Below are 17,117 nucleotides of genomic sequence, written 5' to 3' on the forward strand. Positions count from 1 at the left end.
AGGAATGGCGGCCGAGTCGGATTCTTATGATGGCCGCGCAGGTCCGCCGCATCAATTATCGCTGCGGTTTCGCGCGGACGCGCGCGCATGCACGCGTCCGCTGCTTTTACAGCATAGCTGCGCCCCTGGAAACGCGATAAGTGCCCTTACCCGCCTGTTTGGCGCGGTACAACGCTTCGTCTGCACGACGAATGATCTGGTCCGAAGCTTCATTCCCGGCAGCGAAGGCAATGCCGATGCTGGTGCCGATCGCGACCGTCTTGCCGGCCGACAGGCGATAGGGGCGCTCCAGTTCGCGAATGAGGCGTTGTGCGGTTGCCGTGGCAGAGGTCAGATCCGTGTACTGGACAACGATGGCGAATTCGTCGCCGCCAAGGCGTGCCGCGAGTTCGTCATGCCGAAGCGCCCGGTTCAGGCGCGCCGCGACTTCCTTCAGTACCTCATCTCCGGCGCCATGGCCGAGTTTGTCGTTGACCTGCTTGAATCCGTCGAGGTCCAGATACATGACGGCTGGCGCGTTTTCGCGTGTGATCGTTGCATGGGCAAGGATCGTGTCGAGCTGGTCGCCGAATTCGCGATGGTTGGCAAGACCGGTGAGTGAATCGTGTCTCGCGAGGTAAAGAATGCTCGCCTCGTTCTGGCGGCGTTCCGTTACGTCTTCGATGATGATCACGGCGGTGCCGTCGGGCAGCGGGTTGCAGGTCATCTCGAGCTGGCGACCATCGCGGAGTTCGAGGTCCAGCGGACTGCGTCCTTCGAGGAGCCACGCAGCGCATCGCTCCGTGATCTGCGAGCGCAGCGTCTCGCCGAACTGCGCGAGCGCGACGTGGCCGATGAACTCGGGCAGCGGCACATTGAGTTTCAGCATTTCGACCGCGGCGCCGAACAGCTCCGCCGTCCGGCGGTTGGCAATGATGACCCTTCCCGCAACGTCAGTCGTACACAGGCCGTGCGGCATGTTGGCCAATGCCGCGTCGAACCGGGCCGCAATTTCCGCATGTTTCTGTTCCGCGCTCATCAACGCGACAAGCCCCTCGTAGTGGCGACGGACAACCGAGACCATGGCGGTGACGTAAGCCGCCAGGGGAGGCACGAGAATCCAGAATCCGCTCCGTGCCGCGAGCAGCGCACCCAGGCCGATCGGCAGCGCGCCCAGAAGAATCTGCGCGATCGCGAGGTAAGGCAGCGCGGCGTTGCGTGACGCGATGCCCCCCAGAACCCCGGCCGTCACCATGATGGCGAGGGCGGCCACCTCCGGATCCGCCGACATCACGCACGCCATCGTGCCGGTACCCAGCAACAGCGATGAGGCAAGCGCGAAAGGCACGTAGGAGATAGCCCACCGGTGCGGATCGACCCCGGCCGCGGGGTGGCGGGACGTGTAGACGTACACCATGCCGAGCCGGGCCGACGTCATGCCCAGATCGGCGGCAAACCATAGCGCGGCCCACCATTGGTGCAACCGCACGAACGCCGTCGCCGCCACGAACGCGCTGGCGATGCCCGCCATGAGCAGCGGACGGAAGTTGTCGAACAGCGTCGACAGCAGCGACGAGCGGATGGATGCGCCAACCGTTTCCCGCTCCAGCGCCGGCGTCGAGAGAGTCAGGTCGAAGGCGGAATATTTCGTGAACATGATGCGGCCGTGGTCGAGGCTCGGCATTCCTGAATTGTGCGGACAGACGATGATCCCGGTTTAACGGCCGCGCAGGCGTTGTGTTGATTGGTGTAAACACGTCCGGTCAAGACGGCGCCAGGTCCCTGAGTGGCGTTATCGACGGGGCATGCCGGTTGATCTGTTCTACCAGGGGCGCATCGCTTTCGCCAGGCAGAGGGCGGCCAAAGAGATAGCCCTGCACCTCGGTGCACCCTTCTTCCGTGATGCGGGCCAACTGCTCCCGGGTTTCGACGCCCTCCGCCACGGTCGTGACCCCAAGGCGCTTGCCCAGATCCGCGATGGCCCTGACCACGGCCGCGCAGTCGGGCCGCGTGACCGCGTCACGGACGAACGAACCGTCGATCTTGATCTTGTCGAACGGGAATGCCCGCACGTGTACCAGCGACGAGAAGCCCGTTCCGAAGTCGTCGAGCGCCACGCGCACGCCCATGTCGCGGAGTGCGCGCAGGTCGGCGACGACTTCGCCCTCGTCATGCAGCAACGCCGTTTCCGTCACTTCGATTTCGAGCCGGTCGGGAGGCAGTCCGGAATCGGCGAGCGCGGCCGCGATGGCGGGGCCGATCGTTGCGCGGCCCAGTTGGGCCGCGGAAACGTTCACGGCCACGCGTGCGCCGTCGCGCCAGTGCGCCGCGTCGCGGCATGCGCGGTTCAGCACGAAGCGCCCGAGCCGGTCGATCAGGCCGCTGTCTTCGGCCACGGGGATGAACTCCGAGGGAGGAATCCAGCCCCGCTTCGGGCTGTGCCAACGCACCAACGCCTCTCTCGCCGTTACCCGGGTCGTCGCAACGTCGACGATCGGCTGGTAAAACACGAAGAGGCCCTGATTCTCCTCGAGCGCCACGCGCAGCTTCGCCTCGAGCTGCAGCCGCTCCTGTGCCCGCGCCTCCATCTCCGGCGAGAACATGCGGTAGGTTCCCTTGCCGGCGGCCTTGGCTGCGTAAAGCGCCATGTCTGCACGCGAGAGCAGCGCCTCCGCGCTCTCGTCGCGATGCGGAGCCAGCACGCATCCAATGGAGGCGCCGATCCGCACCTGCCGGTCGGGCTCGAGGGCATAAGGAGCGATGAGTACCTCCACCAGCCTCGCGGCAATCGAAGCGACCGCATCCGCGCAGGTACCGCGTACGAGCACCGCAAACTCGTCGCCGCCGATGCGTCCGAGCTTCCTGTTCGGCGCGTGCAGACATTCGCTGCGCAGCCGGTTGGCGACCTGCCTCAGGAGTTCGTCGCCGGCGCGATGTCCGCGCGCGTCGTTGATGATCTTGAACCCGTCCAGATCGATGTACAGCAGACCGATGGCCGTGTCCGGCCGCGCAAGGTTCGCCTCCAGTTCGTCGAGGAAGGTGGCCCGGTTCGGAAGGCCGGTGAGCGAGTCCTCGTGCGCGAGCCGGTGGATCCGTTCCTCGGCCTCCGCCTGCTGCGTCACGATCGACCAGGAGAGCATCGGGCCGATATAGTGACCGTTCGCGTTGTTGACGGCCGACACCTGGAGGTCGAGCACCTCCGGTCCAAGCTGGATGCGGGTCCGGTGCGGGAGATTGGCGGGATCGGACAGCAGCCGGCGCTGGTGTTCCGGATGCGGGTGAAACACGTCGATCGAGGTACCCACGATGTCGGCCACCCGGATCGGCAGCAGATGTTCGATGACGTGCAGCGTATGCTTCGACGTTTCGTTGACGTAGTTGATCCTGAAGGTGTCCAGGTCGACGGTCATCACGGCCACCGGCATGTCGTCGATCATGTCCAGCAGGCGCTGCTGGGCCTGCTCCCGGTTGCGCGACTCGCTCCGGGCTTCGATCATGCGTGCGAAGGCTTCGTGATTGACGAAAACCATGGCGATCAGCCCGCCCGACACGAAGACCATGTTGATGGCGGTCGCGACCAGCGTCGGTTCCCCCGTCGAAACAAAGAAGAGCATGAACGGCACGTTCACGATCACCGTCACGATGAGGGCGGCGGAGCGCAGGAACATGAGGCTCAGGATGATCCCGATCACCGTAATCGCCATGTAGAAGGCCACCTGGGCCTTCTCAAACGCATCCCCGTACGGATACAGCAGGAGCGCCCACGTGGTGAAAGCGACGGCGATGACGACGGCAAGGCGGTTCGTGCGCATGAGCGCCCGCGCGGCGGCTTGTGCGGTCGTGTCCGCATGACGCGATTTCCACCAGTAGAGGATGCGTATCGCGCACGTCAGCGTGAGCAGGGCCGGTACGACGACGGTCAGCCAGCCGGGTGCGTGCCCCATGTGCGTGACGGCCACGCTCCAGGTACTGGAAACGAGGATGACGTACATCACGGGAAGCTGCCGCGCGAAGGCCTGGTGTTGCGCCTTGAGCAGCTCCGGATTCTCCGGCGGCACGGCAATCAGCCGGATCAGGCTCGCCAATCGTTGTTTCGGTGTCATGGTGCAGTACTCGGTGAAAACCGTCTGTTCAGGTTGCGTTGTCCGATTGGCTCCAGTACGCGTCTCCTCCGGTTTTCTTGTCGATTGCCCCGGCCGTTTCCCCGCCGCCCGTTCAGCCCGCGAGCTTGCGGAACGTCTCGAGCACCGCTTCGCCCTTGAACGGCTTGACGATCCAGCCCTTCACGCCGGCGGCCTTGCCGCGCTCCTTCATCGCCGGGCTGCTTTCCGTCGTCAGCATGATCACGTTGACGCTCAGGTTCGCAAGTTCGCCGCGGATCTTCTCGACCATGGTCAGCCCGTCCATGTTCGGCATGTTCACGTCGCTGATCACGAGCCGGGTGCCCGGGCTCGTGCGCAGCTTCGCGAGACCGTCCTTGCCGTCGATCGCCGTGTCCACGTCGAGGCCGTTCTTTCTCAGGAAGCCCGCTACCTCGTCGCGTACGGTGCTCGAATCGTCCACCACCAGAATCTTCGCCATCATGCATTCCTCTCGGGTTACCGGGTTGTCAGAAAAGTTCGAGCTCGCCGACGCCCTCGGCAACGTCGGCGACCTCGGCGACGCGCGCCACGAAATCGAGCGGCGCATCGGCACAAACGCATACCGTCGCGCCAAGCTGCACGGTACCGTTAACCGTCACGCAATACGAGGCGAGGAAATCGGGCTTCAGTTGAGCCAGATACGACGCGCAGTGGCCGCTGAGCACGTAGGGCGTCGACATCCCGAGATCCGGAAAGTACTCGACAAGCTGGTGGTTCATCGCGCCACAGCACAGGTTGCAGATTTCGAGCAGCCTTTCCTCCAGCGTCGCCTCCCCGCTGCCGAGGTAGTAGGCGCGTGTGGCCTCGTCGTTGTCGAAACGCAGGACCAGCAGCAACCTGAAAGCGATCGAGGAAATCGTCAGCACGATCAACTCGTCGCCCGACGTGCCCTCATGTCGCGCGCCCTGCACGACTTCGCACGAATCGCCTGCGCTGGCCGTCAGGCGCAGGCGCGCGGCCTGGCGGAAGATCCGCTCGATGCTGTCTTTCGCTGGCTCGCTGATCACGTCGCCGCCTGTTCGAGCCTGAATTGAAGCTGGTTCGCGAGCGCGGCGACGCCGCCAAGCGACGCGACGATCATCTTGCCGCCTGCCTGAATGTCCTGGAAGGTCGCAGTCGTGATCAGGTCGTTGCGATGCAGGCTGTCCCGATAGCTCTTCGACAGTTCCTGCGAGCGCGACGCGAGCGTACGCACCTCGCTCGCCACGACCGAGAAGCCGCGTCCGGCGGCGCCCGCGCGCGCCGCTTCGATCGACGCGTTCAAGGACACGATCAGCACGTGCGCGACAATCGACGACAGCTCCTGGTTCTTGCTGTGCATCTCCTGGTTCTGCGCCATCAGCGAGATCATCTGCTCATGCCAGCGCTCGAACGTTACGGCGAGTGTCTTGAGCCGGGCCGCTTCGTCCGCGATGGATGCCGCCTGCCGCCCGCATTCCCTCTTGAGCTCAAGCACGGCGGCGTGCTCCGCGTGGGCTTCGCCCTCGCTCGCCGAGCGCTGGGCCAGGTCGTCGCGCAGGCTCGCGACGAGCGAATCGAGTTCGCGCCTTTCCTGCTCGATCTGCTCCCGATGCCGGGCATCGGCTTGCGCTAGCGCGGCGCCATGGCGCACCTCGGCATCGGCGCGCTGCTGCGCGAGCGCCTGCGCGCCGCGGCGCCGCTCGAACCACGCCGCCGCGAACGCAGCCAGAAGGCCGAGCGCAAGCACCACAATCAGGATTCCATATCGTTCTGCCACTACCCTTCTCCCGGTGACTCAATCGGACAGCGCGTCGACCTGCAACGGCATCGCTTCCTGCGCCTGCGCCGCGCCGCCCATGCTGTGCACCGCGCACCGCGCCGGCAGGCAGACCACGATCTGGAACAGACGGTAGTCGGCGCCGCGCCGGTCGTCGGTGAAGCGCAACTGGATGCTGCCGTCCTCGCGCTTCAGGAAATCCCGAACCGCATCCATGCCGACGCCGCGCCCGGACACTTCCGTGACCTTTTCAGCAGTCGAGAAGCCGGCGTGGAAAATGAAGTCGGCGACCAGTTCGTCGCTCAATGGCGTGTCGTCATCGAGCCAACCGCGCGCACTCGCGATGCTGCGGATACGCCCGAGCGCGAGGCCGCGACCGTCGTCGCTCAGGGTGATCTGCAGTGCGCCCCTGTCGAGGCCGGCCCGAACGGCGATCGTGCCGGCCGCCGGCTTGCCTTGCGCGACTCGCACAGCCGCGGTCTCGATGCCGTGATCGACCGAGTTGCGAATCAGGTGCATGAAGACGTTCTTCAGGGTGCTGCTCACCTGCTTGTCCACGCGGTAGCCGTCGTCGTCGATGCGCACGACGGGCGGCTCCTTGCCCAGCTCCCGCGCCAGCGACGGCAACGACCCGAGCACGCCCGACAAGGCGTCCTCGATCGTTTCGGTGCCGAGGATGCGCAAGCTCCGGTACAGCGAGTCGCGCATCGTCAGCAGGCCGCGAACGTCGACCGGGTCCACCGCTTCCAGCATGCGCAGGCTCTCCTGGATATGCCCGCGGTCGACCATCAGGTAGCGTTCGGCGCTGCCGTGGCTTCCCGCTTCCTTGCGGCCCAGGCTCACGTCGTTGATCGTCCTGTAGCGCTCGATTGCGGCCTTCACGCGTTCGAGGTCCGCAATCAGCACTTCCTGATTCCACTCTTCGCTGACATCGTTGCGGCGCAGGGCGTCGTAGCGCCGCTCGGTCTCGTGCACGATGCTCGTGAGATGCTGCAGGCTATAGGTTCGCGCATTCCCCTTGATGGTGTGCGCGTTGCGGAACAGTTCGGCAATCGCCGCGCTGTCGGCCTGCGCGTGCTGGCGAATGATCCGCTCATTCTCGTTGACGAAGCCTGTTGCGCTGTCGACGAAATGGTGGAACTTCTCTTCGCTGACCGCGAGAATCTCGCCGATCATCTCCAGCCGGCTCTTCTGCTCGCCCGCCTCGGCGGCAAGCTGCCGCAGCTCGGTCACGTCGCGCACGCAGAGCATGAGGCGCATCACCGTGTCGTTCTCGTCGCTGATCGCCGACCAGCTCAGGTCGAGCGTCTTCACGCGGCCGTCGGGCATCGTCCGGGCAATCTCGTTCACGAGCAGGTGCTGGTTGAACGTAAAGTTGATCGCGTCCTCGCCGATGCAGGCATGAATCGCGGCATCGATCTGCGCGCGCAGGTCGGAGTTCAGATTCGTGTGGTCGAACACGAGCTCCATGACCGGGCGCCCGGCGATCTCCTTCGTCTCGAAGATCGCCTCCAGATAGGCCGAGTATTCGGCGTGCACGAGCGCGCCGTCGACCACCGTCAGCATGCCCTGCTGAATGTTCTGCAGCATCGCCTGGATGTCGGCGGTCTTCTGCTTGAGCAGCGCGGAGCTTTGCTGGATCTTCTCGATCATCTCGTTGAACGCGACGATCGAGCGCCCGATTTCGTCCATCCGCCCCACCGGAACGCGGCGCGTGAAGTCCTGGCTCGATGCGATCTCGCTCATCATCGACTGCATGCGGGCCAGCGGCCGCCCGATCACCGCCGCCAGCGCGGCGCGCGCGCCGAGACCAATGCCGAGCGCCGCCAGCGCGATCACGGCCGCCGCGATCATGAGCCGATGAAACTGCGCCTGCGCGCTGTCGAAGCGCGCCTGCTGGTGATCCACCTGCAACGCTTCAAGCGCGCTCATCGCCCGCTCATATCGGGTGTTGAGCGAATCGGCCTCGCCCCGGGTGTTGTGGAATTTGTAGTAGTCGTTTTGCGAAAGCTGCGCGAACTCCGGCTCGAGCGCCTGCTTGATGAGGGCCGCCCGGGCCACCTGCACCGCGTCGGCGGCGCGGGACTCCTCGGCGTTGCGCGGCTTGGCCAGATACGCCGCCCAGTTGTCGTCGCTCGCCTTGAGCACCGCGCGCGCCTTCGGCAGCAGGTCGTCGCTCGCGCGCCCCATGGAAAACAGTGTCTCGTAGTTGCCGAGCGCCAACTGCACTTGCAGCATCAGCTCGGAACTCGTCTTCAGGTGGGTGAGCGCTACCGTATCGGTCGCGTACGACTGCTTGAGTGCATCGTTGCTCTGCTTGAGACCCAGCACGGCGACTAGCATCGTGGCGATCAACGCGAGCGTATAGCCCGCAATCGTGAGCGTGAGCCCATTCTGTATCGTTAAGCGTTTGAACATATCGTCGCGCGCGCGAGTTCGCATTGGTGCGAACAGGGCTCGCTACCCTCCGTTGTGGTGTGGTGATACGCGCATGGACGATTCTCTGCCGGAATTTTTTGTCCATTTCTACGATATCGGTTTGGTTTGGCAAACCTTTAGCGACCGGCCACAACGGTATTCCCTACCCCCATCGATATGGTATGGCTTCCTATGTATAGATCAGGGTTTCTACCCAAGCCCCGGGTGCGAGCGGCGAATTTAAGGAAATCCTTACATGTAAACCCGCAGTTCCTCAGGGAACTCTCCGCCGGTCCTGATGGAGGCGCCTGCGAGAGTCACCTACGTTGTGCTCTACGGACGGCGGAGGGGACAGCAATGGCAGTACAGCGGTCGTTACGAATGACAGTCGGCATCCGGAATCCTTACCATGAATGAGGAATAGCCGGATCCGTTGCAATCTTGAATTCCGAAACGACGTCGTCCAGCAGTGCTGCCTGCTCCTTGAGCGATTGGGCCGCGGCGGCGGCCTGTTCGACAAGGGCCGCATTTTGTTGCGTCGTTCTGTCCATTTGCACGACCGCGTCGCTCACCTGCCTGATCTCGTGGCTCTGCTCCTCGGTGGCCCGATGGACATCGGCCATCAAGCCGCTTACCGCGGTAACGGACGATACCACCTCGGTCATGATGCTACCCGCCCTCTCCGCGAGCAAAGAACCCTCTGTCATTTTTCCGACCGTGGCGTCGATCAAATGCTTGATCTCCTTTGCGGCCTGAGCGCTTCGTTGGGCGAGACTTCTGACCTCACTGGCCACGACGGCAAATCCGCGCCCGAGCTCTCCTGCGCGAGCGGCTTCGACGGCCGCATTCAGCGCGAGTATGTTGGTCTGAAAGGCAATACTTTCAATCAGGCTCACGATCTCCGCCACCTTGCTGGAATGGATAGAGATCCCTTGCATGGTCCTGACGACCTCCTGAACCGCATCCCCTCCGGCAGAAGCGGTTTGAGAGGCCATCAGCGCTTGTCGGCTCGCGGTATCGGCTGCCTCCGCGTTCTCCTTGACCACCCGCGTCAGTTGCGCCATGTTTGCTGCCGCAAATTCGAGCGATGCCGCCTGATGCTCGGTTCGCCGGGACAGATCCGCGCTCCCCGAGGCAATCTCCTGCGCTCCGAGATTGATGGTCTCCGTACCGCTGCGAACGCTGCGAACCGTTCGCACCAGCGCCTCCTGCATTGTCCGCACGTCGGCAAGGAGCAGTCCCATTTCGTTCCGGTACCCGACCAGCACCTCGCCTTGCAGATTGCCCGAGGCAATGCGGGCGAGGTGCGTCTTGATTTCGACGATCGGGCGCACAATGATCCCCACCAGGATCAGCCTCGCAATCACCCCCACGGCAAGCGCGACTATCGACATTCCCGCCAGCACGATCACCATCGAATGAAAGCGGGACTGTGCTTCGGCATAGCGCTTCCGCTGCGAGTCGATAACGGCGCTCTCGCGTTCCTTCATCGAACTCTGATAAGACGCCACCGCTTCCTGCGTGGCCTTCCCCTGAAGCTCCTTGAAGCGGCCGAAGTCCATATGGCCGAGCGCAACCGCGGCCGGAAGCACCGACTTGTCGAGAACTATCCGGCGGCGCGCGGCCAGTTGCCGGACGGCAGCCGAATCGGCGTTCTGCGGCTGCAACGAAAGATAGGACGAGAACTCCGTTTCGGAATCCTGCAGATCTCGACGGGCGCCGTCGAGCAAGGCGGGCTCCGGGTCGCCCAGCCCGTAAAGCGAGAGGTAGCTGTCGAGCGAAACGCGGGCACGCTGAAGGAGGGCGTCGCTGGTCTTCAGCGCGACCAGCGCATGGGTGTCGACCTCATACATCGCACGCAGCGCATCGTTGTTCAGCTTCAGCGCGACAATTCCCGCGGCACTCACCACGGCAAGGATCGCGACAAATACGAGAATCACCCCCGTCAGCCCGCTTCGGATCGTAAGACCTTTGAGCATACTACCCCCGCAACATTATCTTTTGAAATTGACTCGATACGTACAACCCAACTATTTTCCGGCAGCATCTTTATGGAATTCGAACAATGGCTCCGCGATGCCCGAGATACCCGGCTCAGCAACGAACACGCCGCCGGCACCGGCCGAGCGGCTGGCGTCATCCTCGTCAAGGCCGCAGTGCGCGCTGGTCACGTACAACGTATTCAGCGCCAGCCCTCCAAATGCGACGCATGTCGGCTGAGTGACGGGCAAATGAATACGCTTTGTTTCGCGGCCGTCCGGCGCATGACGCACAACACAGGAGCCGCCCCATCGCGCACTCCAGAGTCCGCCTTCGCTGTCCACCGCGGCCCCGTCCGGAACCCCTTCTTCGCGCCCCAACCGGATAAACAGGCGGTCGTTCCGACATGAGGGATAGTCGCAAATCCGGATCTCCCGCGAAGGCGAGTCGCAGTAGTACATGGCGAGTCCGTCCGGACTGAACGCGATGCCGTTGGCGATGGCGCACGCCGGCAACGGTAATCGCTCCAGCGATAAATCGCGATTCAACCGGTAGAAGCCACCTATGGCCTCGGGACAATCCACGTCGTGCTTCGTCCCAAACACGAATCGCCCCTGGCGGTCGCAGCGACCGTCATTGAGGCGCGTGGGCAGATCCGGCTCGACCTCCACGAGGCTCGTGATGCTCCCTGCAATCATGTCGAACAAGGCAAGACGTGTTTCGAGCCCGAGCAGCAGGTATCGCGGGTCCTTGCATAGGGCCAGGCAGGCAAGGCGCTCGGGCATCTGCAACGAAGTGCTCCACGCCTTTCTGGAGTCGTAGATCCAGAGCACCGCGCCATCGATATCGGCCCAGAACAACCGTCCGCTTCGGGCGCACCAGGTAGCGGCTTCGCCGAGACTGCATCGGCTGTTGATCTTCAGCTCGACGCGCGCCGGGTCGCCTGCCTCGCTTGACCCGGCCAGGGACCGCGAAGAGGTCAACAAGCCGATTTTCCGGGTCGCTTCTGCAGTAACGCCGCGCGCCATCTCATTGGCCCCCCGCTTCGCTGCCCGGCTTCGCCACGCCTGCGCGATACACCGTCACCTGCCGGTATGGCTTCCCGCCCGTCACAATCGTTGCAGGACTGTCCGGCATATTGATCTGGTCGGGAAAGCCGCCTGCCTCGAGACACAGTCCCGAATGCCGCCGGTACGCCAGGCCACCTCGCCCCCGCAGCCCTTCCAGCCGGTTTCCGCTATAGAATTGCAGCCCGCGCTGGTCCGTCTCGACAGACAGCACACGCCCGCTTTCGGGCTCTACGACCGTCGCTACACCACGCACTTTCGGCGTGCCGTTCGCTCCCGCCTTTTCGGCCCCGCTCGCCTCGCCATCCAGCACGTAACAGTGGTCGAAGCCTTGGGCCAGTTCGAACTGAGGATGCGGAACGCGAAGCCTGGAACCGATGACGGCGTCCTCGCGAAAATCGAACGGACTGCCGCTCACCGACTCGCGCCGCTGCGGAATCAGTTCATCGTCGATTTCGAAATACGCGCCGGAATCGATCATCAAGCGATGCTGCAGGATGTCGCGACCCGGTTGTCCCGACAAATTGAAATAGGGGTGACTGGTCAGGTTCACCGGGGTCGGGCGGTCGGTCTGCGCTGCGTATTCAATGGTTAGCGCATGATCGTCGCTCAGCGTATAGCGCACCTCCACCTGCAGGTTTCCCGGAAAGCCGCCGTCTCCATCGGGAGACTCCAGCCGCATAACCACGGAATCGCGGTCCTGTTCTGCTTTCCATAGCCGCTGGTGAAATCCGCCGGGTCCGCCGTGCAGCAGATTTGCCCCTTCGTTCGGCGTCAGGGCATATCCGACGCCATCCAGCGTGAAATGCGCACCGGCAATCCGGTTGGCCCAACGCCCGACAAGCGCGCCCATATAGGCGCCCGATTTGAGGTACTCCTCCGGCGTGTCGTGTCCCAGCAGGATGTCCCCACCCATGCCATGCTTATCCGGTGCAATCCACGACACCAGTGTTGCGCCGAGGTCGCTGATGCGTACGCAACCGCCTTGCGAATTCGTGAGGAACCAGGTACGCACGCTTCTTCCGTCAGGAAGCATTCCCAGAAGGCAACCTTGATCATTCTTTTCCCTTGTCCGGACCGCGGATTATTTCGAAGGCTTGCGCGCCGTTCTGGTCAGCGATCCAAGACGCTCGACGGCAAAACGGGTCCGGCGCATCAGCGTTTCCCGGGCCGCCAGCACCGTCAGCCCGCACAGATCCCCGGCATCCTGAACGCGGCAGCTTTCTGCCCGGTCATTGGCCACCTCGAAGGAGAACGAGTCCTCTCCCGGAACGGCATGCAGGCGATAACTATCGGTATTGGCCTCGATCACCAGGGAGAACTGGCGCGCGGGCCATTCGACCAGCGTCTTCCCTCCCCAACCGGTAAATGCGTGGTCGATCTTCGTCGCGGGTAACGGGTAGGTCACCCCGAATTGCCATGGGGATGGCGTCGGGATGAATCCCGCGCTCTGCCCCGCTCTTCCCTCGATCCACAGCCCGCTTGCCGGCGCACTGAGCCAGGTATCCGGATCGCGCACGATGACCGGATGAATACCGATTCCGCACGCCAGCGAACCGGGACTCATGTTCTCGACTTCGACGGTCATTTCCAGTGTGGGTCCGTCAATCCAGTAGGTCTGACTGGCCCGGTAAAGATCGGTGCATGCCGCTTTCAGACGGACCATCTTTTCTTCCACGACGTCGACCGTCCAGTCCTCTCCGGGAAGCGCACAGGCCCCCTCGACCGGATTCGTCATCCGGTCCGGCAATGCGACGCCGCGGGGCAACGCCGAGGTCCGTATCGCGTTGCCCGGATCCGCGATCTGGATGAGGGGATAACACGACAATGGGCCGAATCCCGGGCGATCACCCTGCCCATGCGCCCGCCGGAACACGGACGCCCATCTGCCCCGGTCGTTCCAGTCAAATCGTGCCACCCCGCCGCGCTTCCCCGACACGATCTCGACGTTCAGATACGCGTTGGAAAACGTCTGCCGGTGAAGCCCTCTTTCCGCCGCACCGCGCTCACGTCCGGCAACTCGCTCGACCTGCGCCGATCTGCCTCGTAGCAGATCAGCCTTCCGGGTATCGAACATGTCGTTTCCCTCCCCGATCAGACAGATGGCATCTCAACCGCGCGTCGTCACGTAGCTCTGGCAAGGTCGCCGCGCTCACCCGTATCGGGCCTGCGCTGCCCGCCGGCCGATGGCGCATTCGGCTTCGAGTCGAGACCGGCGCCACCCGCGCGACGCCGCCCCGCATGCCGCTCGATAACTCGCTGCAGGAGGCAAAACACGCAGAGCAGCCCTCCAATCACGATACGCGTCCACCACGAGCTCAGCGTACCGTCGAACGTGATCAGCGTCTGGATGGTGCCGAGAATCCCGACGCCGAACAGCGAACCGATTACGTAGCCGACTCCGCCGGTCAACAGCGTTCCCCCGATCACCGTCGCCGCGATGGCGTCCAGTTCCATCCCCTGCGCCTGCAGCCCGTACCCGGAGAGCACATACAACGTAAACACGACCCCTCCCAGCGCCGAACAAAAACCGCTCAATGCGTAAACGCCGACCTTCGTGCGCGCGACGGGCAAACCCATCAGCAACGCCGAGCGCTCGTTGCCGCCGATGGCATAGACGTTGCGTCCGAAGCGGGTGAAGTGGGCGATGAAAATCGCGGCAACGAGTGCTGCGATGCCGACAAGCGCACCCGCATTGAGCGAACCGCCGCCGACCGGGATGCTCAACGCCGCTACGGCGTGGAAGGTCGGCTCGTTGATCGTGATGGACTCGGTCGTAATCAGAAAGCACGCGCCACGGGCCAGAAACATCCCGGCGAGCGTGATGATGAACGGTTGCAGCCGGAAATAATGGATCAGCGCCCCCATCGCCGCGCCGTAAAGCGCGCCGAACGCCAGCACGATCGGTACGATGATCCAGATAGGCCAATGCAGCCATTCCGCGCCGACGGCGCACAGTATCGTGGTCAGCGCAACAACGGCGCCGACCGACAGGTCGATACCGCCGGCCAGGATCACGAACGTCATGCCAATCGCCACGATCAGCAGGAAGGCGTTGTCCACGAACAGGCCCGTGAGTACCTGCATCGAAAAGAAGCCGGTATACATCACGGAGCCGAATCCGAACAGCGCGGCAAACAGCACGATCGTCGCGACGATGGGCAAGGTTCTTGGGTCGGCCAGCCGGCCGGTCAGCTTCTTCATGATGGGGTCGTTCCGGAGGATGCGCGTGCAGGCGCCGAAGAAAGAAGGTGTTTCATGTGTTTGAACAACACGGCGCGCGCAGCCTCCGACTGGATCACGCTGACGACGATCACCACGACCGCCTTGACGACAAGCGTGGCCTCCGGCGGCACGCCGATCGAATAGGTCGTATAGGTCAGCGTCTGGATGATCAATGCGCCGAGTACCGTGCCGGCGAGACTGAAACGGCCGCCCAGCAGCGATGTGCCGCCCAGCGTCACCGCGAGAATCGCGTCGAGTTCCAGCAGCAGCCCGGCGTTGTTTCCGTCTGCACTCCGTACGTTCGAGCTCGTGATGATCCCGGCAATCGCGGCCATCAGTCCGCAAATCACATAGACGCTGAATACGATCGCACTCGAACGCAGCCCGACCAGGCGCGAAGCGACGGGATTGATGCCGATCGAACGAACGAAGAGTCCCAGAGCCGTGCGGTTGACCAGAAGCGCGAGCGCGAGCGTCACGACGACGGCAATCCAGACCGAGCAGGGAACCATGGCCAGATAGCCGTCGCCCAGCCGGAGATAGCCCGGTGCGCCAATGGGGATGATCTGGCCGCCGGTGAGCAATTGGGCGACGCCGCGGCCGGCGACCATCAGGATCAGCGTTGCGATGATCGGCTGCATGCCCACGAACGCGACGAGCAGGCCATTCCACATGCCGGCCAGCAAGCCCACGGCAAGGGCGGCAGCCAGCGCGATGCCGACGTGCGACGGAGCCGCCGCGAGAATGATCGCGGCGGCCGCGCCGGCGATGGCCACCGTTGCCCCGACCGAGATGTCGATCCCGCATGTCGCAATGACGAGCGTCATGCCCAGGGAGACGATCACGAGCGGCGCGGCGCGATTCAGGATATCGATGGGCGCGCCGAACAAATGACCGTCCAGTACCGTGATGGAAAGAAAGCTTGCGCGATGGGCGAGATCGAGCAGAATCAGCATGACGAGCGTGAGGACCGGCCAGATCAGCGGATGCCGGAACGCGGCGCGGATTCGCTTCATGACTGGCCTCCGGCAATGAGTTGGTACACCTGATCCTCCGAGAGAGCTTCTCCGGAAATTTCCGCCACCTTGCGCCGGTCGCGCAAGACGGCGACCCGGTGACTGATACGAACGACCTCGCTCATCTCCGACGAGATGAAGAGGATCGAGAGGCCTTTCGCGCACAGCGCGCGCACGCGATCCATGATCTCGAACTTCGCGGCGACGTCGATGCCTCGCGTCGGCTCGTCCATGATCAGCAGTTTCGGATCGGTCGCCAGCCAGCGCGCGAGCAGCACCTTTTGCTGGTTGCCCCCCGAGAGCAGCCCGATTGGCTGTTCGGCGTCGCGCGCCTTGATACCGAGCTGGGCGATGTAGTGCTCGGCCATTTCGCGTTGACGGGCGCGGCTGAGCATGCGCCACCATCCGCGTCGGGCCTGCAGCGCAAGAATGATGTTTTCGCGAATCGACAACGCCGCGACGATGCCTTCCTTCTTGCGATCCTCCGGACAATAGGCAATCCCGTGGCGAACCGCGTCGCGCGGGGAAGCGAGCTTCGCACTGCGCCCGTTGATGATCATCGCGCCGGTATCCGCGCGTTCGGCGCCGAACACCAGCCGTGCGATTTCGGTGCGGCCGGACCCGAGCAGCCCGGCAAGACCCACGATCTGCCCGGCGCGCACGTCGAGGTCGACGGGGCTCATCAGCCCCCGGCGGCCCACACCCTGCATGGAAAGGAACGGCATGGCCGCCGCGTCTTCGGGTGGAGCGCCCGATGGCCCGGCCTTCATGGCTTCGCCCATGCCCTCGCGGCCGGTCATCTTCGCGACCAGCAGCTCGACGGGCAAGTCCTTCGCCAGATACTCGCCTTCGCGCTCTCCGTTGCGCATGACGGTGATGCGATCGGATACGGCATAGGTCTGCTCGAGAAAGTGCGTGACGAACAGAATCGCCATGCCCGACTCCTTCAGCCTGCGCAGCACCGCAAAGAGCCGCGCGACCTCGCCGTCATCGAGACTCGACGTGGGCTCGTCGAGAACGAGAACCCTCGCATCGACCGACACGGCGCGCGCAATCGCCACCATTTGCTGGACTGCGATCGGATACGAATCGAGCGAACGCGTCACGTCGATGACGAGATCGAGACTCGCCAATGCCTCCCGGGCGCGTTCGTTGATCGCCGCCCAGTCGATCACGCCGCGCTTTTTCGGCTGCCGGCCGGCGAAGATGTTTTCGGCCACGGAGAGGTTCGGGCACAGGTTCACTTCCTGATAAAGCGTCTGGATTCCGGCGGCCTCGGCTTCCAGGGGCGCGGCAAACCGCACCGCCTGCCCCGCCAGGCTGATCTCGCCGCGATCGTGCCCGAACACGCCGGTGAGCACGTTGATGAGCGTGGATTTACCTGCGCCGTTCTGGCCCATCAGCGTATGAATCTCGCCGGGAAACAGCCGAAAATCGACCTTCTGCAACGCCTTGACGCCCGGGAACGTCTTGTCGATGCCGGTCATTTCGAGAATGGGTACGTGGGTCATGGTCTTCGCGAGGCCATCGGACAGCCTCGCCAAAATGGTCA

The 17,117-nt window shown here is 63.8% G+C and carries 13 protein-coding genes; all 13 read right to left on the minus strand.

Features of this window, described 5'->3' with window-relative positions; all coding sequences use genetic code 11:
• Positions 1-106: 106 nt before the first annotated feature.
• The 13 genes from V8683_RS14535 to V8683_RS14595 all read right to left on the minus strand — a co-directional run bounded on the left by V8683_RS14535 (position 107) and on the right by V8683_RS14595 (position 17,076).
• The gene (locus V8683_RS14535; protein WP_411192517.1) at positions 107-1,636 is read right to left on the minus strand and encodes a diguanylate cyclase domain-containing protein; all 1,530 of its coding nucleotides are present in this window, start codon (positions 1,634-1,636) and stop codon (positions 107-109) included.
• Positions 1,637-1,742: 106 nt separating this feature from the next.
• Positions 1,743-4,082: a putative bifunctional diguanylate cyclase/phosphodiesterase gene (locus V8683_RS14540; protein ID WP_411191572.1), complete on the minus strand. Its 2,340-nt coding sequence runs from the start codon at positions 4,080-4,082 to the stop codon at positions 1,743-1,745.
• A 112-nt stretch (positions 4,083-4,194) separates the two neighbouring features.
• Positions 4,195-4,560: a response regulator gene (locus V8683_RS14545; RefSeq protein ID WP_411192518.1), complete on the minus strand. Its 366-nt coding sequence runs from the start codon at positions 4,558-4,560 to the stop codon at positions 4,195-4,197.
• A 28-nt stretch (positions 4,561-4,588) separates the two neighbouring features.
• Positions 4,589-5,128, minus strand: coding sequence for a hypothetical protein (locus V8683_RS14550; RefSeq protein ID WP_411191573.1), 540 nt, complete (start codon positions 5,126-5,128; stop codon positions 4,589-4,591).
• The gene (locus tag V8683_RS14555; RefSeq protein ID WP_411191574.1) at positions 5,125-5,859 is read right to left on the minus strand and encodes a methyl-accepting chemotaxis protein; all 735 of its coding nucleotides are present in this window, start codon (positions 5,857-5,859) and stop codon (positions 5,125-5,127) included. Before V8683_RS14555 ends, V8683_RS14550 begins: the two co-directional genes overlap by 4 nt.
• A gap of 18 nt (positions 5,860-5,877) precedes the next feature.
• Positions 5,878-8,277 carry a Tar ligand binding domain-containing protein gene (locus tag V8683_RS14560; protein ID WP_411191575.1) on the minus strand — a complete coding sequence of 800 codons (2,400 nt, stop codon included), beginning with the start codon at positions 8,275-8,277 and terminating at the stop codon, positions 5,878-5,880.
• A gap of 404 nt (positions 8,278-8,681) precedes the next feature.
• On the minus strand, positions 8,682-10,256 hold the full coding sequence (locus tag V8683_RS14565; protein WP_411191576.1) for a methyl-accepting chemotaxis protein: 1,575 nt from the start codon (positions 10,254-10,256) through the stop codon (positions 8,682-8,684).
• Between the two features lie 51 nt (positions 10,257-10,307).
• Positions 10,308-11,240 (minus strand): SMP-30/gluconolactonase/LRE family protein, encoded by a 933-nt coding sequence (locus V8683_RS14570; protein WP_411192519.1) that lies wholly within the window; start codon positions 11,238-11,240, stop codon positions 10,308-10,310.
• Between the two features lie 46 nt (positions 11,241-11,286).
• Positions 11,287-12,360 carry an aldose epimerase family protein gene (locus tag V8683_RS14575; protein WP_411191577.1) on the minus strand — a complete coding sequence of 358 codons (1,074 nt, stop codon included), beginning with the start codon at positions 12,358-12,360 and terminating at the stop codon, positions 11,287-11,289.
• Positions 12,361-12,408: 48 nt separating this feature from the next.
• Entirely contained in the window at positions 12,409-13,401 is a 993-nt protein-coding gene (locus V8683_RS14580; RefSeq protein ID WP_411191578.1) for an aldose epimerase family protein, read from the minus strand.
• Between the two features lie 47 nt (positions 13,402-13,448).
• A complete protein-coding gene (gene yjfF, locus V8683_RS14585) occupies positions 13,449-14,528 on the minus strand; it encodes a galactofuranose ABC transporter, permease protein YjfF (protein ID WP_411191579.1) in 1,080 nt (359 codons plus the stop codon).
• A complete protein-coding gene (locus V8683_RS14590) occupies positions 14,525-15,565 on the minus strand; it encodes an ABC transporter permease (protein ID WP_411191580.1) in 1,041 nt (346 codons plus the stop codon). The genes yjfF and V8683_RS14590 overlap by 4 nt, the downstream gene beginning before the upstream one ends.
• A complete protein-coding gene (locus V8683_RS14595; RefSeq protein ID WP_411191581.1) occupies positions 15,562-17,076 on the minus strand; it encodes a sugar ABC transporter ATP-binding protein in 1,515 nt (504 codons plus the stop codon). Before V8683_RS14595 ends, V8683_RS14590 begins: the two co-directional genes overlap by 4 nt.
• Positions 17,077-17,117 lie beyond the last annotated feature (41 nt).

Source organism: Paraburkholderia sp. AV2, from assembly GCF_054968425.1.